Source organism: Brevibacterium sp. VCM10, assembly GCF_000583215.1.
Taxonomy (GTDB): domain Bacteria; phylum Actinomycetota; class Actinomycetes; order Actinomycetales; family Brevibacteriaceae; genus Brevibacterium; species Brevibacterium linens.
In genome coordinates this window covers 93,161-115,743 of sequence record NZ_JAJB01000029.1, presented here as the reverse complement: position 1 = coordinate 115,743, position 22,583 = coordinate 93,161, and the positions used below count along the sequence as shown (strand labels likewise).

Here is a 22,583-nt window from a genome sequence, read left to right as displayed (position 1 = left end):
TCGCCGAGGTGGCTTCGCCGATTGCTCAGGCCGTGACCTTGCGCAGCGAATCGATCTTCGACTCCTCGCCCGGCATGACGTGCTTGACTCCGTCGCCGAACGCGGATTCGAGGACGCGCACACCCTTGACGAGGGAGGCGAATTCGCGTGGTTCCATCGATGCGGACTGGTCAGATCCCCACATCGAGGAGTCCAGGGTGATGTGACGTTCGATGGTCACGGCACCCAGAGCGGCGGCAGCGAACGAGATCTCGAGGCCGAGCTCGTGTCCGGAGTAGCCGACGGGAACTCCGTAGCGTTCGCGCATGGCCGGGATCGCCGTGAGGTTGACCTCTTCGGGAGGCAGCGGGTACGTGGAGGTGGCGTGCATGAGCACGAGCTTGTCACGGTCGAAGACCTCGACGGCCTTGTCCAGAGTCTCCCAGTCGGACATGCCCGAGGAGCACAGGACGGGCTTGCCGGTGGCGGCGATCGCGCGCAGCAGTTCGAAGTCCGTCAGCGAGGCCGAGGCGACCTTATAGGTCAGGGCATCGAATTCGGTCTCGAGGAAGTCGACGGAGTCGGTGTCCCACGGGGAGGCGAACCACTGGAGTCCGACTTCCTTGGCATAGCGGTCGATCTCGGTGTACTCGTCGATGCCGAACTCGACGCGATGCTTGTAGTCGATGTAGGTCATCTCGCCCCACGGGGTCGAGCGCATCTTCGACTTCTGATGTTCGGGGACGGCCACCTCGGGGTTGCGCTTCTGGAACTTCACTGCCTGCGCACCGGCGGTGACGGCGACATCCATGAGCTGCTTGGCGATGTCGACGTCGCCGTTGTGGTTGATGCCGATCTCACCGATCATGTACACGGGCTGGTTCGGGCCGACGAGGTGCTCTCCGATGGCCACGGGGGCGAGTTGATCAGTCATGAAACCTGCTTTCGGTTGGCACGCGAATTCTCCGCGCGGTGGGTGAACTGCGGCTGCTGCCGCAGCGAGGTCAGGGTCGGATTCGGAAGGGGGTCGGCCGCCTCGGCGGGGATGGGAATGAGGTCGCAGGCCTCACGCACCGCACCCCGTCCGCCCGGCCGGTCGAGGATGACGCGGGCGGCGGCGAGGACCCGTGGATGAGCGTCGGCGACGGCGACGGGCCAGCCGACGACGTCGAAGGCCTCGAGATCGTTGATGTCATTGCCGACGTAGGCCACACGAGCCGGGTCGAGGTCGTTGGCGGTGATCCATGCGTCGAGGATGCCGGCCTTGTTGTCGATGCCTTGGGCGACGTCGACGCGCAGCTTCTCCGCCCGGCGGGTGACGACCGGGTTGCGTTCCTTCGACAGGATCATCACGGGCACCCCGGACTTCACGAGGCGGGAGATGCCCATACCGTCGCCGCGGTGGACGCGAACCTGTTCGTTTCCGTCCTCGTCGACATAGGCGCCGTCGTCGGTGTGGACGCCGTCGAAGTCGGTGACCAGGGCGTCGACGTCGATGACCTGGGCGGTCTCCTGCGTCGAGGCGATGGCGCGGACGAGGGTGAGGTCGGACATGTCATCGATCTCGCGGGCGTGCTCGGGCGGGACCTCCTCGATGCCGATGCGGCCGAAGAAGCGGTGCTCGTGCTCGATGAGGCCGGAGGTGCGCATGACGTAGAAGGCGCCGGTTTCGTTGAAGTGCTTGGCACGGTCCTGGCGGCGCGGACGGAAGCTGGCCTCGTGTCCGACGGCCACGGCCCGAGTGTCGTCGTCGAGGCGCCACAGGAAGGAGTGGTCTTCGACGGCGGAGAAGACGACATCGGCGTGGTCATCACGGACGGTGCGCACTGCGTTCTCGATCGAGGCGGAGTCGATGAACGGCGAGGTGCACTGCATGAACACGGTGATGTCGAAGTCCTCGTCGAGGGTCGACAGGGTGTGGATGAGCGCGGATTCGCTGGTGGCGGTGTCGCCGGCGATCTCGGCGGGACGGTGGGCCACCTCGGCGCCGGCGCGCAGGGCTTCGGTTGCGATTCCGTCGTGGTCGGTCGAGACGATCACGCGATCGATGCTGGGGCTGGCCTGGGCCGCGTTGATGGCGCGGGCGAGCAGGGAGATTCCGGCGACCTTCTGCAGGTTCTTCAGCGGAATGCCCTTGGATCCTCCGCGCGCGGGGATGATCGCGACGGTGCGGTGGGGAGTGGGGGAGGTGGTGCCTGCCGGGGAGGTGCTTTCTGCCGTCTGGTCCGCGGCCACGGTGGTGCGCGCAGCCGGCTTCATTTCTGACTGAAACTCGGTTGCGTTGGGCTCGTAGGTCGTCGAATGGTCATTCACAATGATTCGACGCTAACGACGGGGTGTTACCTCAAGGTGAACACGCCATGTCGCCGAGGCGACCCTCCGATGGCGAACCCGTGACGGATGCACCGGTGGGCCGCGGGCGGTGGGTGCTGAGCGGGCAGAGCCGGTGGGCGCCTCATCGACTTTTGTGCAGGTGCGCGAAAAGGTCTCATCGACTTTTGGACTGATAATCCGGTTCGAACATGAGTATCTGATCAAAAGTCGATGACGAGTGGAACAAAAGTCGATGACGCTCGGGACAAAAGCCGCTGACGCTCGGCGCGCAGCTGTCAGCGGCGTGGTGTGGCTGTGCCCGTGCGGGGCGCAGGTGCACGCCGACGCCGGCGACTCAGCGCCAGGTGATGTTCCACATGCGGTTGTTCCAGGCCGAGAACGGGATGACTTCGCCGGTGTAGATGGGCCAGAAGTAGGCGAATGCGAGGATCGCCGCGACGAGGAACAGGCCGACGCCCAGCCGCCTGGCAAACAGAGCCGCGGAGATCCGTGCGAATCGCTGCTTCGCCGCGGGCGCCGGCGGCGTTCGGTCGGTCGCCGACGCTGACGCCGCGGACCCCGCAGGCATTCGGTCGGCTACCGACGCCGACGGCGTTCGGTCGGCGGCCGACGCCGACGCTGACGGCCCACGGCCAGCAGTCGGCGGATCGCCTCGGTGCTCGGCCGCGTGCCCGGTCACGCTCACCTGCCCGCCCCCGGGCGCTCGACCATTCACAGGCACCCGGCCCCACACCAGGGTCAGACAGTAGGTCACAGCCAACACGACGAAGGGCACCATGACGATGGTGTAGAAGGTGAAGATCGTCCGCTCCTGGTAGGCGAACCACGGCAGCCAGGTCGCGGCGAGACCGGCGAGGATGACGGCCGGGCGGACGTCTCGGCGGATGATCCACACGACGAGGCAGACGAGCACAGCCAACGCGGCCAAGCCCCAGATCACAGGGTTGCCCACCGAGGTGATCGCCGACGAGCACTTCGCGACCGTGCACCCCATATCGCCCTTGTCGTAGGACTCGTAGTAGAACGACGTCGGCCGCCACTGCACGATCCAACCCCACGGGTTCGACATGTACGGATGTTCCGAGTCCAGCCCGACGTGGAACGAGTACGCGGTGTAGTGGTAGTGCGCCAACGACGGCAGCCAGTCCAACCACTTCGGCAGCGCACTCCACCAGCCGAAATTCTCCGCAGCCCACTGCCTGTCCCACGCGTCATCCGACCGGATCCACCCCGTCCAGCACGCCACATAGGTCACGAGCGCGATCGGCACGAGCTTGCAGAACGACGGGATGCTGTCGCGGATGAGCATCCCCAGCCACGGATGCACGACCCCGGCCCGAGACCGCGAATGCACATCCCACAGCACGAGCAGAATCCCGAACACCGCCAGCGCATACAGACCCGACCACTTCACTCCCGTAGCCAGGCCGAGGCTGATCCCTGCCGCGAAGATCCAGGGACGCGCGCCGAGGCGGGGCCCGAAGTTGATCACGTCCCTTGACCTGGCCCGAGGCCGACGTCGAGCGGCTGCGGTGGGCGGGGCCGCCTCGGTGACGGGGGCGGCGGAGATCGACTCACTGAGTTCGGTCGGGAAGGTTCGGGGAACCTCGGAGGGGGAGGGTGGGGAGGAAGCGGCCGCCTCGGCGGTGGTCGATGGGGGAGTGGCGGCCGCCTCGGCGAGGGGATCTGGATTCTGCTGTGGGAGGGCCGGTGCGAAGCTGTCGATCTCCGCGGTGCGCTGGGTCCAGCTGGCCAGGCGCTTCGTCACCTGCTCGCGGTCGAGGAGGATGAAGAAGAAGGCGAGGAGGACGAAGGCCATGAGCACGATGTCGAGCAGGCTCGTGCGGGAGTGGACGAAGTGCTCGCCGTCGATGGCGAGCAGGCCGGCGGCGACGCAGGCGAAGAATGCCGAACGGAAGAGCTTCCACGCGATGACGCCGAGGAGGAAGATCGTCAGGGTGCCGATGATCGCCACGGTGAAGCGCCAGCCGAATGAATCGTCGGCGCCGAAGACGTCGATGCCCCACCCGATGAGCCATTTGCCCAGGGGTGGGTGGACGACGTATTCGGGGGTGGGCTCGATGACGCTGGGGTCGCCGGCGTTGAAGGAGTCGTCGGCGTTCTCGGGCCAGGAGCGTTCGTAGCCGAAGTTGAAGACCGAGTAGCCGTCCTTGACGTAGTAGGTCTCGTCGAAGATCAGGCGGTGCGGGAAGTCGAGGCGGAAGAAGCGCAGGGCCGCACCGATTCCGGTGATGACGAGCAGGGCGGGCCACATCCACAGCGGTGCGCGGGTGGCCCACATGCCGGCGTGGAAGGTTTCGCGGCGCATCGCAGCGGCTCCGGCACGCACCTTTTCGCGTTTCCTCGCCAGGCGCTCGCGGGCGATGCGCCGGGTGGGGGCCGGGGAGTCTGCGGTGTGTGTCATCGGAGTCCAGTTTAGAGATCTCGGCGGGCGGGGTTCTCATGCGACCCGCAGGAACGGCAGCGGTTGTTGCGGGGGTGAGCCGCCCCAGCATGAGGTTCGGCACCTTGGGCGGGATTCTTGGGCATTCGCCGACGCGCATCACTAGAGTAGTGGGAGACAGCCCGAGTCAGAGCGAATGGTGCACAACGTGTCGAACAACCCCAACTACCGCCCGAGCGATCCTCCCCAGGTCGGCTCGCAGCAGTTCAACAACAACTACGGGTCCCAGCCGCAGTACGAGCAGGGGCAGTCGGGCCAGTACGGTTCCGGCGCAGGGCAGTACGGATCGGGTGCGGGACAGTATTCGCAGGGGCAGCCCTATGGGCAGCAGAACTCCTATGGACAGTCCGGAACCTACGGTCAGCAGAACACGTATGGACAGTCCGGCGGCTACAGCCAGCCGGGCGCGTACAGCCAGCCGAACGTCTACGACGCATACAGCCAACAGGGCACCTACGGCCAGCCCGGTGCCTACAGCCAACAGGGCGCCTACAGCCAGCCGATGACCTACGGCGCGCAGCCGGTCTTCGTCCGGCCCGCACCCAACAAGATGGCCGTGTGGTCGATGTGGATGGGCATCACCGGAATCGGCGGCGGATTCGTCTGCGGTCTGCTGTCGTGGATCCCGATCATCGGATACTTCGTCGGCTTCATCGCAATGTTCCTGTGGGTCGCCCCGGTCCTCGCAGTGATCTTCGGCCACATCGGGCTCAGCCAGATCAAACGCACCGGAGAGGACGGTCGCGGTCAGGGTATTGCGGGCCTCATCATGGGCTACGCCAGCATCGCACTCGGGCTGGTCGGCCTCCTCTTCATCGTAGTCGGGATCTTCGGACTCGGGTTCCTGGGCATGATGGGTGGCTACTGAGCCGCCCCGGGGCCTGTCCGCGGCCTGGGCACATGCGGGTACCCGGCGGTGAGGCCGCCTCGGCGAGGGGAATCTGCAACCTGTGGTGCAGGACTGCAACACGATTCGGCCACCGCGCTCGCCGCAGGTGGGTAGCGTTGATCTCAGACATCGGGACGACCGTCGATCACGGCCCGAAACAGCCCTGACGATCAACGACAGCCAGCGGAACGGAACGGACATGAACACTCGCGTACTGCCCCTCGGGGCCACCTACACCGGGTCGAACGGTTCGGCCCACGCACCCGCAGCGGCCCACGCACCCGTCGCGGTCCACTCGCCAGCGCCGGCTCGCACGCCTGCACCGAGCCACACTCCGGCCCTGGTCCAGGCGCCGGTGACCTACGGCGACCGGGCACCGGTCGTCGTCTACCAGCAGGTGGCGCCGACGAACTCCTCGTCGATCGTCGCGCTGGTGCTCGGCCTCATTTCGTTCATCTCCTCGTTCTTCTTTCTCGGCATCGTCGCCATCATCTTCGGCCACATCGCCCGCTCGCAGATCAAAGCCCGAGGGGAACGCGGAAACGGGATGGCCGTGGCCGGGCTGTGGCTGAGCTACCTGAGCGTGCTCTTCTGGGTCGGATTCTGGCTGGTCTACTTCGGTGTCATCGCGCTCGTGATCGGCGCAGCGATCGCCGCCGGAGGAGGAACCGTCAGCTGACCGCCCGGCCAACTGTGACTGACCTGTAACCGCCCCACCTTTTGCCGCCACCGACGACTCTGTACCGTTAAAGGGAATCACAAGGAGACCTCGCCATGAGCAGCCAGAACAACTGGAACAACCCGGACATGTACTACCAGCAGCCCCAGTCGAGCGCCGGCGGCTCATACGGTGCCCAGTCCTACAGTCAGAACAACGCCTACGCGGCCAACGCTCAGTACGCCGGCGGACCCGGATACGTGTACCAGCCGCTTCCGCCGACGAACGTGCTGGCCATCATCGGCATGTGCGCCTCGATCTTCGGCTTCATCTCGTCGTTCTTCATCGCAGGCATCGCCGGCATCATCATGGGCCACATCGCCCGCAAGCAGATCCGCGAACGCGGAGAACGCGGCGACGGCATGGCGATCGCGGCTCTGTGGGTCGGCTACATCGGCACCGCGCTGTGGGTCCTCTTCTGGGTCCTCTATGTCGGAGTCTTCGTCCTGATCTTCGGCGTGGCAATGGTCGGCGCAGGCTCAACCAGTTGAATCTCGACCAATTGAGTTCAGATTCCTTCGCGCCGTCCGGGCAGGACGCCGATACTGACCGTGCAATCGGTGTCGACGACGACCTCGCCGAGGCGGCCCCGCCCGATGACATCGACCATACAGACCTCGCCGAGGCGGCCCCGCCCGATGACATCGATCAGACCGACCCTGCCGGGCTGGGAACCGGTTCGAACCTCACCGGCGGTCGACTCATCCTGGTCGGCACTCCGATCGGCAACCTCGGCGATGCGAGCCCGCGGATGCGGGAGGCCATCGAAACGGCCGATGTCATCGCCGCCGAGGACACGCGTCGGTTCCTGGCGCTGGCGCAGCGGCTCGATCTCAGGCATACGAAACGGGTCATCAGCGTCTTCGACCACAACGAGGGGCACCGTGCTCCCGAGCTCGTCGAGCTCATCGCCGCCGGTGAGACCGTTGTTCTGCTCTCCGACGCGGGAATGCCCGCCGTCTCCGACCCCGGCTACCGCGTGGTCAGGGCCTGCGCCGAGGCGGGACTTCCGATCACGTCGACACCGGGTCCGTCCGCGGTGCTCATGGCCCTGGCGGTCTCGGGACTGCCGAGCGATCGCTTCAGCTTCGAAGGATTCCTGCCGCGCAAGTCCGGGCAGCGCAAGACCCTGCTGACCGAACTCAAGGCGGAGAAGCGCACGATGGTCTTCTTCGAAAGCCCGCACCGGATCGCCGATGCGATGAACGACTTCGCCGAGATCATCGGCATCGACCGGCCCATGGCCATCAGCCGCGAGCTGACGAAGACCTACGAGGAGACTCTGCGCGGAACCGTCGGTTCCCTGCGTGATCAGGCCGCCGGGGGGCTGCGTGGGGAACTGACCCTTGTGCTCGCCGGCGCCACCGAGGTCGAAACGGCTCCGGAGGACCACCTCGGCGAGGTCAGCGCTCTGGTCGACTCCGGTGTGCGCGCCAAAGACGCGGCCGGGCAGGTGGCGAAGAAGTTCGGACTGTCGAAGCGCGACGTCTACGAGGCCTGGCTCCACCGCGAGTGACGTGGGCGAGCGTGGCCGTGACTTGAACGTTTTCCGTTGTGGATTGCTGCGGCACACCTAGAGTCAGAAAGCACGGTTTCAAACAGGTGCTTTTCGACTCAAACCGGGCCGTCAGCGTCAATAGCCACCGATTCCGACGGTGAGGGGCGGTGGAACAGCGTTGCGACTCGTGCTCAGCGTGCTGTTGATCCGACCTTCACTGAGCCACCCTGCGCATGTGGACGTTCGGGTCGTATCCACAGTCTTCGAATCGGGTCTTGTCGCCGCTGACAGCATGTCGACATGGTGGCGACATGAAGAGCAATGTCGTTTACTTTCAGGACCTGCGGAACGTCGGAATCTCAACGACGGATATCAGAGGAGCGTTGGACTGCTGCCTGAAGAAGCTGTCTCGAGGCGTGGATTCGGTGATCCGACGGTGCAATGTCAGCTCACACCAGCGGTTCTCCGTTTTCGCGACGGACATCGCCTGGCTTGAGCAACACGAAGCGCGCCTGACCAGAGAACCTGATCAGGCGCGCAGGTATGAAGAACATCTGAAACGCCTGCAGATCATCCACTATCCGCACTTTCGCCCGGATGACATCGTATGCGGAGTCTCAGCTGCGCGATTACACCGGATCGGGATGTTCAACGAGCCGGATCAGCCAGTGTCGGTGTTCCATCCGGCGGCGAGCACGCGGACCAGTGAACTGGTGCGTCGGCGCAGGACGATCGCGGCGGAAGACATCTGCACTGTTGCCGGGCTGCGGGTGACGACCCCGGTTCGCACTGCGCTGGACCTTCGAAGCGAACTCGGAAACGCCGCCGGATTCGCAGCGATGGAACACGTGCTCCGTCGCCGTATGCTCGGCGACGACGAGGACCTCATTTTCAGACTCGGGTATCCGCCCACTCTGCTCGGCGATGTTCCCCAAATGCAGATCGACCTCTTTCTGGAGCCGATCATACGTCTGGCCAAAGGAAAGAAGGTTGCGTCCAAGCTGGCAAGGCTTGCGTCGCCCCTTTCCGAAAGCTACGCGGAAAGCCGAGCGGCGTTCAATCTGCATCTGCTCGGACTAAGTGACTTTGCCCAACAGATCGAAATCCTCGACGGAGGTCGTCTGCTGACGAGACTCGATTTCCTTCTCCGTGAGGACCAGGTGGCTCTCTATGTGGACGGATCTCAGAAATATGTCGATGGAGGCTTCGACCTCATGAACAAGGAGAGCCGGCAGCACAATCGTCTGCTGGCGATGGGTTACAAAGTAGTGCGCTTCAAGTTCAATGAGGTCCAGTCGCCGAAGCAGTTCGGTGAGAAACTGTTCCACCAGGCTCCTGAGCTCCGTGGGCGGTGCCGCAAGAGGCTTGTTCTCTGACTCCGTCTCTCGGTGTCTCCTCCTCCCGTCGTACGGAGCCGCGCAGTGCTGTCAGCGGAGTCGAGAGCGGCGGCTACACGGTTTGAGGCGCACAGCACGTGTTCAAACAGGGGCTATTCGACTCAAACGGTGCTTTCGCGGTCGAAGGTCCCGCACCCGCCCATGCACGCCCGCCGCACCGCGTCCCTTAGACTGAGTTCCCTATGGGTTACTACTTGACGACAGCGATTGCCTACCCCAACGGGGCCATTCACATCGGGCATGCCTATGAGTACATTGCGGCCGACACGATCGCCCGGTTCAAGCGACTGGACAATCATGATGTCTTCTTCTGCACCGGCACGGACGAGCACGGACTGAAGATGCTGCAGGCGGCGAACAAGCTCGGTATCACCCCCAAGGAACTCGCTGACGACAACGCGAAGAACTTCCGCGACACCCAACTCGCCCTCGGCTCGACCTTCGACCGGTTCATCCGCACCACCGACGACGACCACTACACCGCGTCGCAGGCCATCTGGCGCAAGCTCGAAGAGGCCGGCGACATCTACCTCGACACGTACTCCGGCTGGTACTCCGTGCGCGACGAGGCCTTCTACACCGACGACGAAACCGAAGTCGTCGACGGCGTCCGCCTGTCCAAGGAAACCCGCACCGAGGTGACCTGGACCGAAGAGGAGTCCTACTTCTTCCGCCTCTCGAAGTACCAGGACAAGCTGCTCGAGCTGTATAAGAACCACCCCGAGTTCATCGGCCCGGACTCCCGCCGCAACGAGATCGCCTCGTTCGTCTCCTCCGGGCTCAAGGACCTCTCCGTCTCCCGCACCACCTTCGACTGGGGCGTGCCGGTGCCCGGCAACGACAAGCACGTGATGTACGTGTGGATCGACGCCCTGACGAACTACATCACCGCCGCCGGTTTCCCGGACGACGACGAGAAGTTCGCGAAGTGGTGGCCCGCAGACGTCCACATCATCGGCAAGGACATCATCCGCTTCCACTCGGTCTACTGGCCCGCGTTCCTCATGAGCGCCGGCATCGAGCTGCCGGGGCGCGTCCACGCCCACGGCTTCCTCTTCAACTCCGGTGAGAAGATGTCGAAGTCCGTCGGCAACGTCGTCGACCCCCTCGACCTCGTCGACGCCTTCGGCCTGGACACCCTGCGCTTCTTCCTCTTCCGTGAGTTCTCCTACGGCCACGACGGTTCGTACACGAAGGACTCGATCATCACCCGGAAGAACTCCGACCTCGCCAACGAATACGGCAACCTCGCCCAGCGTTCGCTGTCGATGATCCAGAAGAACTGCGACGCCCAGGTGCCGCAGCCAGGCGAACTCAGCGAGGCGGATGAAAAGCTCCTCGCCCTCGCCCGGGCCGTACCGGACACCGCCCGACGTCACGTCGACACCCAGGCTCTCCACCTCTACGTCGAGGCCTGTTGGAAGGTGCTGTCCGAGGCCAACCGCTACTTCTCCGCACAGGAGCCGTGGAAGCTGAAGAAGTCCGACCCCGACCGCATGGCCACCGTGCTGTGGGTGACGATCGAGGTCGTGCGCATCATCTCCATCCTCATCCAGCCGGTCATGCCCGATTCCGCGGGCAAGATCCTCGACCTCCTCGGTGTGCCCGAAGGCAACGGTGAGGCCGGTGCGAAGGTCCTGCCGACCGCCGTCGATTCCGGATCCGGCGCCGAGGCGATGGGCACCGTGTCCGCGGGTGCGGGCATCGGTGTCGCCGCCGGTGCCGCCTACGCGTCGGCCGCCCTGGCGCCGAATGTCGCCGAGGCCGCTGCCGATGGCATCGCCGCCGCCGAGGCGGATCCCCGGTCGTTCGCGGCCGTCGAGTTCCCGCTCGAGCCGGGCACACCCCTGCCGAAGCCCGAACCCGTGTTCCCGAAGTTCGTGGAGGAGACCGAATAATGGCCTCGCGCGCCGCCGGAACCTATCCACCGGTGCCCGAACCACTCGCTCACCCCATCGTCGACACCCACACCCACCTCGACATCTGCACGGGTGTGCGGCTGCCGTTGGGCGCCGGCGAACCCGAACCCGAGGTGACCCCGGAGACGGACGAAGAGTTCCCGACGCTGGATTTCTTCCATGACACCGCCGCCGAGGCGGGAGTCCGTCGCATCGTCCAGATCGGCTGCGACCTGCCGGCAGCCCGGTGGACGACAGCGCTCGTGGCGTCCCAATTCTCAGCCACCCCCGCCGAGGCGGCCACGCAGGTGGGATCCCCCGCCGAGGCGGCCGACCCCCGCACTGTGCCCGCTCCTCCTGCCGAGGGGCGGACGTGGATGATCGGCGGAGCCGCCCTGCACCCGAACGAGGCACCGCGGCTGGCCGAACGCGGCCTGCTCGACGACGCGCTGACCGAGATCGAATCGCTCGTGAGTTCGCATGAGCGCATGCGTGTGGTGGGGGAGACCGGTCTCGACTACTTCCGCACAGCGGAGGATGGCGTCGCCGAACAGCAGCGCTCCTTCCGTGCCCACATCGAGATCGCCAAGCGCACGGGACGCGCCCTGCAGATCCACGACCGGGAGGCACACGCCGATGTGCTGCGCATCCTCAGAGAGGAAGGCGCCCCCGAGGTCACGATCTTCCACTGCTACTCCGGTGACGAGGCGATGGCCCGCGAATGCGCCGCGGAAGGCTACTACATGTCCTTCGCCGGCAACCTCACGTTCAAGAACGCCGACGAGCTGCGGCGGGCCGCGGCGGCCGCTCCACTGGAGCTGCTGCTGACGGAGACCGACGCACCCTTCCTCACCCCGCACCCGCACCGCGGGAAGCCGGGAGGTCCCTACCTCACGGCGATCACGGCGCGGAAACTCGCCGAGGTGCGTGGAATGAGCGAAGAGGATCTGTGTGCGGCCGTGTGGACCAACGCGGAGCGGGCCCTCGGCAGCTGGGACTGAGAACTCCAGCCGATCGATGAGCGACCGACCGTTGGCGCGTGTCGCACTGCGACCGTCGGGCTGGGCCGAACCTCAGGCTCAGTGAGCGAGGTAACGAATCGGTGCGCCGCCTCGGCGAGGAGATGTCACGGTCGGGACTGCCCCTGAAACATGGGGAACTCCAGGTCAGACACGCCCTCAGGAAACTCACACCGTTACATTTCCGTGATATTTTGCGAACCGTGTAACGAATCGGTTACAGTGAACGGGTCGATAAACTCTGCTCAGGGATATTTTTGTGATTGATTTTCTGAAGAACCGCAAGGTTCAGATCGCTGCACAGGCGGTCGTGATCACCGGACTCGTCGGTGGCACGGGCGCGGTTGTGACCATGAACAAGCCTGTGACCTTGGAGGTCAACGGGCAGGCCGAAGAGATCCGGACCTTCGGCGGAACGGTCGGGGACATCCTCGACAGCCACGAAATCGATGTCGATAAGCGCGACCAGGTCAAGCCCGGTGTGGGCACCAAGGTCGACCGTGACATGACGATCACCGTCAACACGGCGAAGAAGGTGGCGCTGTCCGTCGATGGCAAGGAATCCGACGAATGGACCAACGCGAACACCGTGGGTCAGGCTCTGGCCGACCTCGGCGTCGACGCGAAGGGCGCCGACCTCAACGCGAAGGCCAGCCAGCGGCTGAAGGACGAGGGCAACGACATCGAGGTGACCACGTCGAAGGACCTCACCGTCGTCGCCGACGGCAAGGACCACAAGGTCTCGGCCGCTGTGGGCACCGCGAAGGAGGCGCTTAAGGACACGGGCGTCAAGCTCGATGAGGACGACTTCTTGTCCGTACCGATGTCCGCCGAGGTCTCCGACGGCCAGGTGCTCACGGTCAACCGCGTGGAGAACGACACCGTCAAGGACAAGCAGGCCATCAAGGCCAAGGTCGAGACCAAGAAGTCCGACTCCCTCTACGAGGGCGAGACCAAGGTCGAGACCGAGGGCAAGGATGGCGTGAAGCAGGTCACCTACAAGGTCAAGATGATCAACGGCGAAGAGGTCAAGAAGGAGAAGAAGGACGAGAAGGTCCTCTCCGAACCCAAGACCAAGGTCGTCATCCAGGGCACCAAGAAGAAGGAAGAACCGGCCGACACCGGAGGCTCCGACTCGGGTGACTCCGGCGATTCCGGTTCGGGCGACTCCGGTGACTCGAGCACCGGCGGCGGCTCCGGATCGAGCGGCGGTTCCATGTCCACCGCTGAGATCAAGGCGATGCTCGGCGGACCCGGATCCAAGTGGTACCAGGTCGCCAAGTGCGAGTCGAACTTCAACCCTCGTGCGGTGAACCAGTCGAACCGCGCGCACTTCGGTCTGTTCCAGTTCAAGCTCGCCACCTGGCAGTCCATGGGCGGCAGCGGCAACCCGATCGATGCCAGCCCGCGGGAGCAGTTCGAGCGTGCCAAGAAGCTCCAGGCCGCAGCCGGCTGGGGACAGTGGGCCTGCGCCTGATCTGAGATCGGAGCCGGGGTGCCGACTGGGCGCCTGACGGCATTGAACTCTGGCCGCCATTGACAACAGATATCGACAACTGAGCTGAGGCGGTCAGCAAGGAGCGTGGGCCCCGAGGAAGAATCCTCGGGGCCCACGCTCTTTCGTGCCCGTCGGGGCAGGGTGGAGGTGCGAGTTGCGGACGATCCGTGCTGGAAAGACCCGCGCATTCCCGCACGGATCGACCGGAACTCGACACCGGTGCCAACGGAAGTCGACACCGGTGCCACCCCCGCGCAGCCCCCACACGCAGCCCCCGAACTGAACTTTCGCCCAGAGCATGACGAATTGCTGGCACTCAAGTTGACCGAGTGCTAAGAGCGTTCTAGAGTCAGAATTAGCACTAGCACTCATTGAGTGCCAGTTTCATGAGACGGTCGAATCGCTCGGCACCCGCGACGACGAGAGGTTCATGGCAGCAGCCGCCGTCTGACTCGATGAAATAGAACCCAGCGAAGGGAGAGGGCCCGATATGTCGGTCTCCATCAAGCCACTCGAAGATCGGATTGTCATCCGTCAGGTCGAAGCAGAACAGACTACCGCCAGTGGTCTGGTCATTCCCGAAACCGCCAAGGAGAAGCCTCAGGAAGGCGAAGTTGTCGCAGTGGGCCCGGGCCGCGTTGCTGACAACGGCAACCGCGTGCCGGTCGACGTCGCCGTCGGCGACAAGGTCATCTACTCCAAGTTCGGAGGCACCGAAGTCAAGTACGCAGGCGAAGAGTTCCTCGTGCTCTCGGCTCGCGACGTGCTCGCCGTCATCGGCTGAATCCCCTGAACAACCACTTCACTGACAGGAGGACGAATGCCTAAATCATTGGAATTCAACGACGAAGCCCGTCGTGCACTCGAAAAGGGTGTCAACACCCTGGCCGACACCGTCAAGGTGACACTGGGACCCAAGGGCCGCAACGTCGTGCTCGACAAGAAGTGGGGCGCTCCCACGATCACGAACGATGGTGTGACCATCGCCCGTGAGGTCGAGGTCGACGATGCGTACGAGAACCTCGGCGCACAGCTGGCCAAGGAAGTCGCCACCAAGACCAACGACATCGCCGGCGACGGAACCACCACCGCGACCGTTCTCGCTCAGGCCTTCGTCAACGAAGGACTGCGCAACGTTGCCGCAGGTGCCGCACCCGGACAGCTCAAGCGCGGCATCGAGACCGCCGTCGAGGCCGTCTCGCAGCAGCTGGGCACGATCGCCCGCGACGTCGCCGACTCCTCGGAGATCGCACACGTCGCCGGTCTGTCGGCTCAGTCGCCCGAGATCGGCAAGCTCATCGCCGATGCCTTCGACAAGGTCGGCAAGGACGGCGTCATCACGATCGACGAGTCGCAGGCCGCGTCCGTCGAGCTCGAGATCACCGAAGGAATGCAGTTCGACAAGGGCTTCCTGTCGCCGCACTTCGTGACCGATGCTGATCGTCAGGAGGCTGTGCTCTCCGACGCGCTCATTCTCATCAACCAGGGCAAGATCTCCAACATCCAGGAGCTCCTGCCCGTCCTCGAGAAGGTGCAGCAGGCCGGCAAGCCGCTGTTCATCGTCGCCGAGGACATCGAGGGTGAGGCACTGTCGACCCTGGTCGTCAACAAGCTGCGCGGAATCATCAACGTCGCCGCCGTCAAGGCTCCCGGCTTCGGTGACCGCCGCAAGGCCATCCTCGAGGACCTCGCCGTCCTCACCGGTGGCCAGGTCGTCACCCCGGACATGGGCATGAAGCTCGACCAGGTCACCCTGGAAGAGCTCGGCAACGCCCGCACCATCACCGTCACCAAGGACAACACCACCATCATCGATGGTGCTGGTTCCGACGATGCTGTTGCCGGTCGTGTCGCACAGATCCGCGCCGAGGTCGAGAACACCGATTCCGACTGGGACCGTGAGAAGCTGCAGGAGCGCTTGGCCAAGCTCTCCGGCGGAGTCGCCGTCATCAAGGTCGGCGCCGCCACCGAGGTGGAGCTCAAGGAGCGCAAGCACCGCGTCGAAGACGCTGTGTCCGCTACTCGTGCCGCCATCGAAGAGGGCGTCGTCGCCGGTGGTGGATCAGCTCTGATCCACGCTGCGAAGGTTCTCGACGGCAACGACCTCGGTCTGACCGGTGACGCACTCACCGGTGCCGAGATCGTCAAGCGCGGAGTCGTCCAGCCGCTGCGCTGGATCGCCGCCAACGCCGGCCAGGACGGCTACGTCGTCGTCGCCAAGGTCCAGGACCTCGAGTCCGGCCAGGGCTACAACGCCGCCATCGACGAATACGGCGACCTCATCGGCGCCGGAATCATCGACCCCGTCAAGGTCACCCGTTCGGCACTGCGCAACGCCGCTTCGATCGCCGCCCTGGTTCTCACCACCGAGACCCTGGTCGTCGAGAAGAAGGACGAGGAAGACGAGGACTGAGCGACCCGCTCGGACGTCAGTCAACTCTGACCACGACAGTGGCCCGGAACATCACGTTCCGGGCCACTGTCGCATTCACTCTCGCACTCATCGGCGTATGCACCCTCGCCGAGGCGGCCCGCCACACTTTCAATGCGTTCAGGGCGGTCGCCTCCGCGGCTGTCTCCGTTGTCGACTTCGATGCGAACGTATTCACCTCGGGGACAGGTGCAGTTCACGATCGAACGCATCGCTGTGGTTACAGTGATCGGAACATTCGATTGAACTTCTGCACTCCGTGAAGTGAACAAGGGACCCATGAAGAGAATTACGATGATCGGCGATGTCGGGTGGAGTCAGTTCTACCACCTCGGCGATGAGGCGATGACGGAACTGGCCATCGATGAGCTTAGTGCCCGAGCGGATATCGCCATCACGCTTATCGCCGGTGAACCCCAGCACGCGAGCGAAATGTACGGCGTCGACGCTGTCAGACGCATCGGATTCAGGCGCGACCGCCGTCCCAATACCTCTCGGATGAAGAAGATCCTCGACTACGTCGCCGGAGATCGGACTGCGCTGAAGGCAGATGACCCGGCGATCGACGTCGTCGATGCAGTCCGGAAGTCCGAGGCCGTCCTCATCGCGGGCGGTGGCAACCTCAACTCGATGTTCGCCCATCACATCTACGAGCGTGCGACCCTGGCGAAGGTCGCCCGTGCCCTCGGCAAACCGTATGCGCTGACCAGCCAGACGCTCGGGCCGCTCATCTACGACGAGGATCGGGACATCGTCCACGACCTCCTCGCCGAGGCGGAGTTCGTCGGAACCCGCGAAAGCTACACGACCCAGCTCGTCGACGATCTCGGACGAGGTTCCGCGACGGTGCGCCGTCAGGTCGACGACGCGTTCTCATTGACAGCCCGCGACGAGGACCGGTCTGCCGTATCTGATCTGACCGAGCGGCCATTCATCCTGGCCAGCTTCGCCGAGAAGGCCTCGACCCCGATGCTCAGTGATGACGAATACCATGCGCGACTGGCAGAACTCACTCGTCGACTCGCCGAGGATACCGGCCTGCGGGTGCTGCTTGTGCCGCACGGAGGGGCTCTGCCCCCGGCACCGGAGACGAGAGACCAGCTCACCGACCCGAAGATCGCTCAGGCCAGCGGGCACGCCGAGGTCGTTCCCACGCGGATGCTCACCGCACGAGAGCTCATCGCTCTGACAGAGCAGGCCCACATGGTCGTCGGCACCCGTTACCACGCGGCGATCTTCGCCGGAGCCGCGGGCATTCCCTTCGTCTCATTGGCACCCAACCTCTATTCGTCCATCCGGATGAGGGGAGCTGCGGAGAACGTCGGCATGGAGGATTACGTGCTGCCGCTCGATTCGGTCGACGACATCGTGTCGACTGCCGTCGGCGCGGTGGGAAACCGAGACGAGCTCACGGGCCGACTGAGTGCACAGTCGCAGAAGCGCCGCGCTGAGCATCAGCAGTGGTGGGACTTCGTCGTCGCGAAGACGCTGGGCGACACCCCCGGAGCGACGGAGACCGAAGCACCCGGCTTCTTCCACGCCGAAGCGATCGACAACCCATACGTCGGCAACATCGGCGTAGTCCGTGAACGTCTCAACGCCGTCCAGAACTACGGGCTGGTGATGGCGCTCAAGGACCGGAAGGCGGCACGGGCGAACGAAGAGGTGCAGGCGGTGAAGTCGCAGCTGCAGCGCTTACGCACCGAACGCGACGAGGCCCGCCGACGTGATGAGCGGCGCGAGTCCGAACCTGCTGTCCGAGCAGCCCGGCGCGTCGAAACCGCAGGTCGCCGAACCACGGAGTTCGCCCGTCGCACATATCGCCGGCTGCGTGCCGCTCGCAGGTAGGGTCTCAGCTTCGCTCTCGAAGGTGGGAGAGCCAGAAGGTACGCTCCGTGGGCGGGCCCAAGCGGATCGTGCCCTCGCACAGCCGCCTCACACCTACTGGCCAGTCGCTTTTCATGTTTCTGAAGCCTGATCCTCGTTAGTCTGGAAATGACAGCTTGCACCGACGCATGAGGGACTCTATGACCACCGGCCCAACGATGCCCATCGCCCGACTCCGCGACGTTTCGAAGGTCTTCGATCCGAAAGGGGCGGCCGTCACGGCCCTCAGCGGGGTCAGCCTCGACATCGCACCGGCCGAGCTGACCGCGGTGATGGGCCCCTCGGGGTCCGGGAAGTCAACCCTCATGCACGTCCTCGCCGGACTCGACCGGCCGACTTCCGGAGAGGTCCGCCTCGGCGAGCAGGAGATCACCACGCTTGGCGACGACGATCTCACGGCTCTGCGCCGGCGCCGGATCGGGTTCGTCTTCCAGGCCTTCAACCTCGTGCCCACCCTCACCGTCAAAGAGAACATCCGGCTGCCCTTCGAACTCGACGACCGGCGACCGAACGCCGACGAACGCGCCTGGATCTCCACTGTTGTCCACCGCCTGGGGTTGGAGGACCGGCTCAAGCACCGACCCAACGAGCTCTCCGGCGGCCAACAGCAGCGCACCGCCATCGCCCGGGCACTCGCAACCCGCCCCGATATCCTCTTCGCCGACGAACCGACCGGCAACCTCGATGCGAAGTCCGGCCGCGAGGTCATGGCGATCATGGTCGAGGCCGTCCGGGACTTCGGCCAGTCGATCGTGCTCGTCACCCACGACCCGATCGTCGCCGCCCATGCCGACCGCGTCATCTTCATCGCCGACGGCACCCCGGTGGCCGAACTGAATGACGCCATCACCGCCGAGGCGATCGCCTCGACCATGCTCGACATCGACGAACGCGCCGACACTGCGGTGAGCCGATGAACCCACTGCGCGAAATCCGGACCAACCCGCGGCAGTTCCTCCCCAGCGTCCTCGTCGTCTTCATCGCCGCCCTCTTCGGCACCGCGATCATGCAGGGCATCGCGATCCTCACGGCGTGGCTGTCGTCCGAGAAGATCATCGCCGAATCCGAGACCGCGCAGAACCTGCTGACGATGGTCGGGTTCACCTTCTTCCTCATCGCTCTCTTCGTCTCCGCGATCGTCATCGCGAACACGTTCTCGATCATCATCGCCGGTCGCAGCCGCCAGCTGGCCCTGCTGCGCCTCATCGGGGCGTCGTCGAAACGGCTGCGCAGGGCCGCCTCGGCGGAGGGACTGATCATCTCCGTCCCCGCGGCGGTGCTCGCCTTCGCAGCGTCGACCGGGCTGGCGAAAGCTGCCCAGAATTTTCTGGGCAACGCCATCACCGAGGAGGTCGCCCTCCTCACCCCGACCATGGCCGTTCCCGCCCTCGCCACCATCATCGTGACTTGGGCTTCGGCGTACCTGGGGGCGCGCCGCATCACGGGGATCTCGCCGATCGAGGCGACCTCGCAGGCGGTGGAGGTCCGGCCGGAGGATGCCCGCGCCTCATTGGGCGGACTCACGGCCTCGCTGATTCTGCTGTCGATGGGTCTGACGTTCCTCGTCAACGCCGTGATCGGGGCCGCCGACCATCGGATCAGCCTGATCAGCGTGGTGCTCACCGCATTGGGGTCGAGCCTGACCTTCCTCGGCGTCATCATCGGCCATCCGTGGATCCTGCCGCCCCTGCAGGCGGCGATCGGCTGGCTGTGCGGGCGCACCGCGGTGTCCCGGTTGGCCGCCTCGACGATCGCCCGCCATCCCACCCGGAATGCCCGCACGGTCATCGGACTCGTCATCGGCATCACGCTCATCGTCATGTTCGCCACCGCCATGACCACCTTCCGCGACCAGCTGCTGCGGTACGCGCGGTCACTCGGCGAGGAAGGGTGGGGCGGCCTCGAGGACGCGCTGGCCACCGTCATCGACAAGTCGATGCTGTTCGCGCTGGCCCTCATTCTCTTCTCCGTGATCATCGCCGTCATCGGCGTCGCGAACACGCTCATGCTCTCGGTGCGTCAGCGCACGCAGGAGATCGGCCTGCTCATGGCGCTCGGCCAGACCCCGAAGCGCGTGCGGCGGATGATCACCGCCGAAGGCCTGCAGCTGAGCTTGACCGCCTGCCTGGTCGCCGTGCCGTTGGGCATCGGGTTCGGCTGGGTCGGCGCGCTGACCCTGCTCTCACCTCTGCTCGGCCTCTTCGCCCCGAGCGTGCCCTGGACGGTCGTCATCGCGGTCATCGCCGGCACCCTCATCGCCGTGTTCGTCGCCAGCCGCGAACCCGCCCGCGCAGCCACATCGATCAGTCCCGTCGAGGCGCTCGAAGCCGTGTGAGGTGCGGGGGCCGGAGGTACGGCCGACCGCTTCCGGCTACTGCTGCGCTGTCACTTTCTCCGTCGCCGCCCAGGTCGCCAGCAGCCGCAGCTTCTCCGAGGTCGGCGAATCAGGCTCGGCGACATAGGTCGACAGTGCGATGGACGGTAAGGAGGCAAGAGCGAGCTCTTCGAATCCGAGATCGAGTTCGCCGACCTCGTGATGGTGAAGTGTCTTGGCGCCGGTGCGGTGGATGCCGACATCGTGGGCGGCCCAGCGTGCGCTGAAGTCCGTGCTTCTCGTGGACAGCTCGCCGATGAGCTGGGTCAGCTGCCTGTTGTGCGGAGTCTTGCCGGCCTGGGCTCGCAGCATGCGCACGCAGGTGCCGGCCGCCTCGTCGATGTTGCCGAAGAAGGTGTCGGCTGCGGGATCGAGGAAGACGAATGCAGCCATGTTCGGCGGGGCGGAGTCGGACCTCTTCGTGGGGCTGGCAAAGACGACGTCGAAGAGGGCCCGGCCGAGAGTATTCGCCGCGACGATATCGAGCTGTTGGTTCAGCGCGACCACCGGTGACTCACTCATCGAATCGATGAGCAGCTGAACCTGCCGCGGTACGGACGCCGCAGACCTCGGGTGCCGACGTGCCCGCGAGGGCCGACGGGACGTGCGGGCCAGGTCGTAGAGGTAGGCGGTCTCGTCGTCACCCAGCTGCAGCGTCCGGGCGAGGGCGTCGAGGATCTCGTCGGAGACGCCGCTCAAGTCGCCCTTCTCGATCCGCGTGTAATAGTCCACGGACACTCCGGACAGCATCGCGACCTCTTCTCGGCGCAGACCGGGGACGCGTCGCACACCGCTGCCGGTGGGCAGTCCGACCATGTCCGGAGTGATTTTCGCCCGGCGAGTGGTGAGGAAGTCCCGTACTCTCTCGTCTTTCGCGCTCATATCACCATGCTAAGGACCGTCATCGTCGGGAGCCAGGTTCTCTGAGAACCTCCGAACGAGGCGGCGCCCGTTCGAACGGGAGGCTCGCGTTCGAACGGGAGGCGCCCCTCCGAACGGGAGGCTCGCGTTCGAACGGGAGGCGCCCGATCGAAGAAGAGCTGCGCACGATCGGCGAAGGGGGTTCTGACAGAACCTACCGCGAACAGGCAGACCCGAGAAGTATGGGTGGTGTCGAAGAGATCGGGACCGATCCGATCTCTTCGACGACCACGACCACGACCGAGCTTGGAGGAACCGATGACTGAAGGTACGGAGCGCGTGAGCTTTCGTTCTCCGGGAATGGCCTGGGACCTGGCAGGCATCATTCACCGCCCAGAGGGATTCGACCCGGACGGGTCGTATCCGGCGATCGTCAGCGTGCATCCCATCGGCAGCTGCAAGGAGCAGACGGCAGGGAATGTGTATGCAAAAGCCCTGGCCGATGCTGGGTATGTGGTGCTGGCATTCGACGCCAGCTATCAGGGAGAGAGCGGTGGGCAGCCGCGCCTCGTCGAGGATCCCGCGCAGCGCGTCGAAGACATCAAGGTGGCGATCGACCACCTCGTCACACTTCCCTACGTCGATGCCGACCGGATCGGCGGAATCGGAGTGTGCGGCGGTGGCGGGTATGTCATCAGCGCGACCATGACCGATCGCCGCCTCAAGGCCGTCACCTCCATCACCGGGGTGAACTTCGGCCGGCTCAGTCGTGAGGCATTCAGCCAGTACGACCCGATCGCTGCTCTGGAGCAGATGGCTGCGCAGCGCACTGCCGAGGCCCGCGGCGAGAAGGCCCGTGTCGATGACTACCTGCCCGAATCCGTCGAGGCGGGAAAGAAAGCGGGCGTCGACGACATCGACATGCTCGAGGCCACCGACTACTACAAGACCGACCGCGGTCAGGCGCCCGGCGGCGCCACGAGCGCAGCGTTCTCGCGGCGTTCGGCAGCAGTCGGCTGGGATGCGTTCTTCGATGCCGAGCAGCTGCTCACTCAGCCGCTGCTCGTCGTCATCGGCGACAAGCCCGGCGGGTTCGGTGCCTACCGTGACGGGCAGGAGATCTACGGTCGTGCCGCCTCGAAGGACAAGCAGCTCCTCGTCGTACCGGACACGTCCCACTACGACCTCTACGACCAGCCGGAACCCACCGCTGAGGCGATCAAGGCAGCAACCGGATTCTTCGGCTCGCATCTGTGAGCGCACGATCACAAATCAGTGCTCACCGATCGACGAGCCGAGCAGTACCAGCAACCGAGCGACACAAATAACCAACCAA

Annotated in this window: 18 protein-coding genes; 14 read left to right on the top strand and 4 right to left on the bottom strand. The window is 65.0% G+C overall.

Features of this window, described 5'->3' with window-relative positions; translation table 11 throughout:
- Window positions 1-25: 25 nt before the first annotated feature.
- The 3 genes from AD89_RS0109090 to AD89_RS0109080 form a co-directional block, all read right to left on the bottom strand.
- Window positions 26-913 carry an N-acetylneuraminate synthase family protein gene (locus tag AD89_RS0109090; RefSeq protein ID WP_025778288.1) on the bottom strand — a complete coding sequence of 296 codons (888 nt, stop codon included), beginning with the start codon at window positions 911-913 and terminating at the stop codon, window positions 26-28.
- Complete coding sequence (locus AD89_RS0109085) at window positions 910-2,238, bottom strand: acylneuraminate cytidylyltransferase (RefSeq protein ID WP_035320326.1); 1,329 nt, start codon at window positions 2,236-2,238, stop codon at window positions 910-912. The genes AD89_RS0109090 and AD89_RS0109085 overlap by 4 nt, the downstream gene beginning before the upstream one ends.
- A gap of 409 nt (window positions 2,239-2,647) precedes the next feature.
- Entirely contained in the window at window positions 2,648-4,738 is a 2,091-nt protein-coding gene (locus AD89_RS0109080; RefSeq protein ID WP_025778286.1) for a dolichyl-phosphate-mannose--protein mannosyltransferase, read from the bottom strand.
- A 187-nt stretch (window positions 4,739-4,925) separates the two neighbouring features.
- Here AD89_RS0109080 and AD89_RS0109075 point away from each other — a divergent pair, with 187 nt between their 5' ends.
- The 13 genes from AD89_RS0109075 (at window position 4,926) to AD89_RS0109010 (ending at window position 20,347) form a co-directional block, all read left to right on the top strand.
- Window positions 4,926-5,645, top strand: a complete 720-nt coding sequence (locus AD89_RS0109075) for a DUF4190 domain-containing protein (protein ID WP_231488542.1) — start codon at window positions 4,926-4,928, stop codon at window positions 5,643-5,645.
- A 220-nt stretch (window positions 5,646-5,865) separates the two neighbouring features.
- Window positions 5,866-6,345: a DUF4190 domain-containing protein gene (locus tag AD89_RS19300; protein WP_025778284.1), complete on the top strand. Its 480-nt coding sequence runs from the start codon at window positions 5,866-5,868 to the stop codon at window positions 6,343-6,345.
- Between the two features lie 95 nt (window positions 6,346-6,440).
- Window positions 6,441-6,875, top strand: a complete 435-nt coding sequence (locus tag AD89_RS0109065; RefSeq protein ID WP_025778283.1) for a DUF4190 domain-containing protein — start codon at window positions 6,441-6,443, stop codon at window positions 6,873-6,875.
- A gap of 152 nt (window positions 6,876-7,027) precedes the next feature.
- The gene (gene rsmI / locus AD89_RS0109060) at window positions 7,028-7,900 is read left to right on the top strand and encodes a 16S rRNA (cytidine(1402)-2'-O)-methyltransferase (RefSeq protein WP_180959326.1); all 873 of its coding nucleotides are present in this window, start codon (window positions 7,028-7,030) and stop codon (window positions 7,898-7,900) included.
- A 293-nt stretch (window positions 7,901-8,193) separates the two neighbouring features.
- Entirely contained in the window at window positions 8,194-9,258 is a 1,065-nt protein-coding gene (locus AD89_RS0109055; protein WP_025778281.1) for a hypothetical protein, read from the top strand.
- Window positions 9,259-9,461: 203 nt separating this feature from the next.
- On the top strand, window positions 9,462-11,177 hold the full coding sequence (gene metG, locus AD89_RS0109050; RefSeq protein ID WP_025778280.1) for a methionine--tRNA ligase: 1,716 nt from the start codon (window positions 9,462-9,464) through the stop codon (window positions 11,175-11,177).
- Window positions 11,177-12,178: a TatD family hydrolase gene (locus AD89_RS0109045; protein WP_025778279.1), complete on the top strand. Its 1,002-nt coding sequence runs from the start codon at window positions 11,177-11,179 to the stop codon at window positions 12,176-12,178. Before metG ends, AD89_RS0109045 begins: the two co-directional genes overlap by 1 nt.
- A 277-nt stretch (window positions 12,179-12,455) precedes the next feature.
- Window positions 12,456-13,673 (top strand): resuscitation-promoting factor, encoded by a 1,218-nt coding sequence (locus AD89_RS0109040; RefSeq protein ID WP_025778278.1) that lies wholly within the window; start codon window positions 12,456-12,458, stop codon window positions 13,671-13,673.
- Window positions 13,674-14,184: 511 nt separating this feature from the next.
- Window positions 14,185-14,478 (top strand): co-chaperone GroES, encoded by a 294-nt coding sequence (gene groES / locus AD89_RS0109035; protein ID WP_025778277.1) that lies wholly within the window; start codon window positions 14,185-14,187, stop codon window positions 14,476-14,478.
- 36 nt (window positions 14,479-14,514) lie between these two features.
- Window positions 14,515-16,107, top strand: a complete 1,593-nt coding sequence (groL, locus tag AD89_RS0109030) for a chaperonin GroEL (protein ID WP_025778276.1) — start codon at window positions 14,515-14,517, stop codon at window positions 16,105-16,107.
- A gap of 297 nt (window positions 16,108-16,404) precedes the next feature.
- Window positions 16,405-17,973, top strand: a complete 1,569-nt coding sequence (locus AD89_RS0109020; protein ID WP_155807398.1) for a polysaccharide pyruvyl transferase family protein — start codon at window positions 16,405-16,407, stop codon at window positions 17,971-17,973.
- 179 nt (window positions 17,974-18,152) lie between these two features.
- Window positions 18,153-18,929, top strand: a complete 777-nt coding sequence (locus tag AD89_RS0109015) for an ABC transporter ATP-binding protein (protein WP_025778273.1) — start codon at window positions 18,153-18,155, stop codon at window positions 18,927-18,929.
- The gene (locus AD89_RS0109010; RefSeq protein ID WP_025778272.1) at window positions 18,926-20,347 is read left to right on the top strand and encodes an FtsX-like permease family protein; all 1,422 of its coding nucleotides are present in this window, start codon (window positions 18,926-18,928) and stop codon (window positions 20,345-20,347) included. Before AD89_RS0109015 ends, AD89_RS0109010 begins: the two co-directional genes overlap by 4 nt.
- A gap of 36 nt (window positions 20,348-20,383) precedes the next feature.
- Here the strand turns inward: AD89_RS0109010 and AD89_RS0109005 are convergent, their stop codons facing one another.
- Complete coding sequence (locus tag AD89_RS0109005) at window positions 20,384-21,268, bottom strand: helix-turn-helix transcriptional regulator (RefSeq protein ID WP_025778271.1); 885 nt, start codon at window positions 21,266-21,268, stop codon at window positions 20,384-20,386.
- Window positions 21,269-21,565: 297 nt separating this feature from the next.
- Here AD89_RS0109005 and AD89_RS0108995 point away from each other — a divergent pair, with 297 nt between their 5' ends.
- Complete coding sequence (locus AD89_RS0108995) at window positions 21,566-22,504, top strand: alpha/beta hydrolase (protein ID WP_025778270.1); 939 nt, start codon at window positions 21,566-21,568, stop codon at window positions 22,502-22,504.
- Window positions 22,505-22,583 lie beyond the last annotated feature (79 nt).

Excerpts from the sequence above, each read along its gene's own strand:
- AD89_RS0109020 (WP_155807398.1), top strand. The coding sequence starts at position 16,405 with ATGAAGAGAATTACGATGATCGGCGATGTCGGGTGGAGTCAGTTCTAC.
- AD89_RS19300 (WP_025778284.1), top strand. The coding sequence starts at position 5,866 with ATGAACACTCGCGTACTGCCCCTCGGGGCCACCTACACCGGGTCGAAC.
- AD89_RS0109055 (WP_025778281.1), top strand. The coding sequence starts at position 8,194 with ATGAAGAGCAATGTCGTTTACTTTCAGGACCTGCGGAACGTCGGAATC.
- AD89_RS0109045 (WP_025778279.1), top strand. The coding sequence starts at position 11,177 with ATGGCCTCGCGCGCCGCCGGAACCTATCCACCGGTGCCCGAACCACTC.
- AD89_RS0109010 (WP_025778272.1), top strand. The coding sequence starts at position 18,926 with ATGAACCCACTGCGCGAAATCCGGACCAACCCGCGGCAGTTCCTCCCC.
- AD89_RS0109015 (WP_025778273.1), top strand. The coding sequence starts at position 18,153 with ATGACCACCGGCCCAACGATGCCCATCGCCCGACTCCGCGACGTTTCG.
- groES (WP_025778277.1), top strand. The coding sequence starts at position 14,185 with ATGTCGGTCTCCATCAAGCCACTCGAAGATCGGATTGTCATCCGTCAG.
- AD89_RS0109005 (WP_025778271.1), bottom strand. The coding sequence starts at position 21,268 with ATGAGCGCGAAAGACGAGAGAGTACGGGACTTCCTCACCACTCGCCGG.
- AD89_RS0109085 (WP_035320326.1), bottom strand. The coding sequence starts at position 2,238 with ATGAAGCCGGCTGCGCGCACCACCGTGGCCGCGGACCAGACGGCAGAA.
- AD89_RS0109065 (WP_025778283.1), top strand. The coding sequence starts at position 6,441 with ATGAGCAGCCAGAACAACTGGAACAACCCGGACATGTACTACCAGCAG.
- metG (WP_025778280.1), top strand. The coding sequence starts at position 9,462 with ATGGGTTACTACTTGACGACAGCGATTGCCTACCCCAACGGGGCCATT.
- AD89_RS0109080 (WP_025778286.1), bottom strand. The coding sequence starts at position 4,738 with ATGACACACACCGCAGACTCCCCGGCCCCCACCCGGCGCATCGCCCGC.
- AD89_RS0109090 (WP_025778288.1), bottom strand. The coding sequence starts at position 913 with ATGACTGATCAACTCGCCCCCGTGGCCATCGGAGAGCACCTCGTCGGC.
- AD89_RS0108995 (WP_025778270.1), top strand. The coding sequence starts at position 21,566 with ATGACTGAAGGTACGGAGCGCGTGAGCTTTCGTTCTCCGGGAATGGCC.
- groL (WP_025778276.1), top strand. The coding sequence starts at position 14,515 with ATGCCTAAATCATTGGAATTCAACGACGAAGCCCGTCGTGCACTCGAA.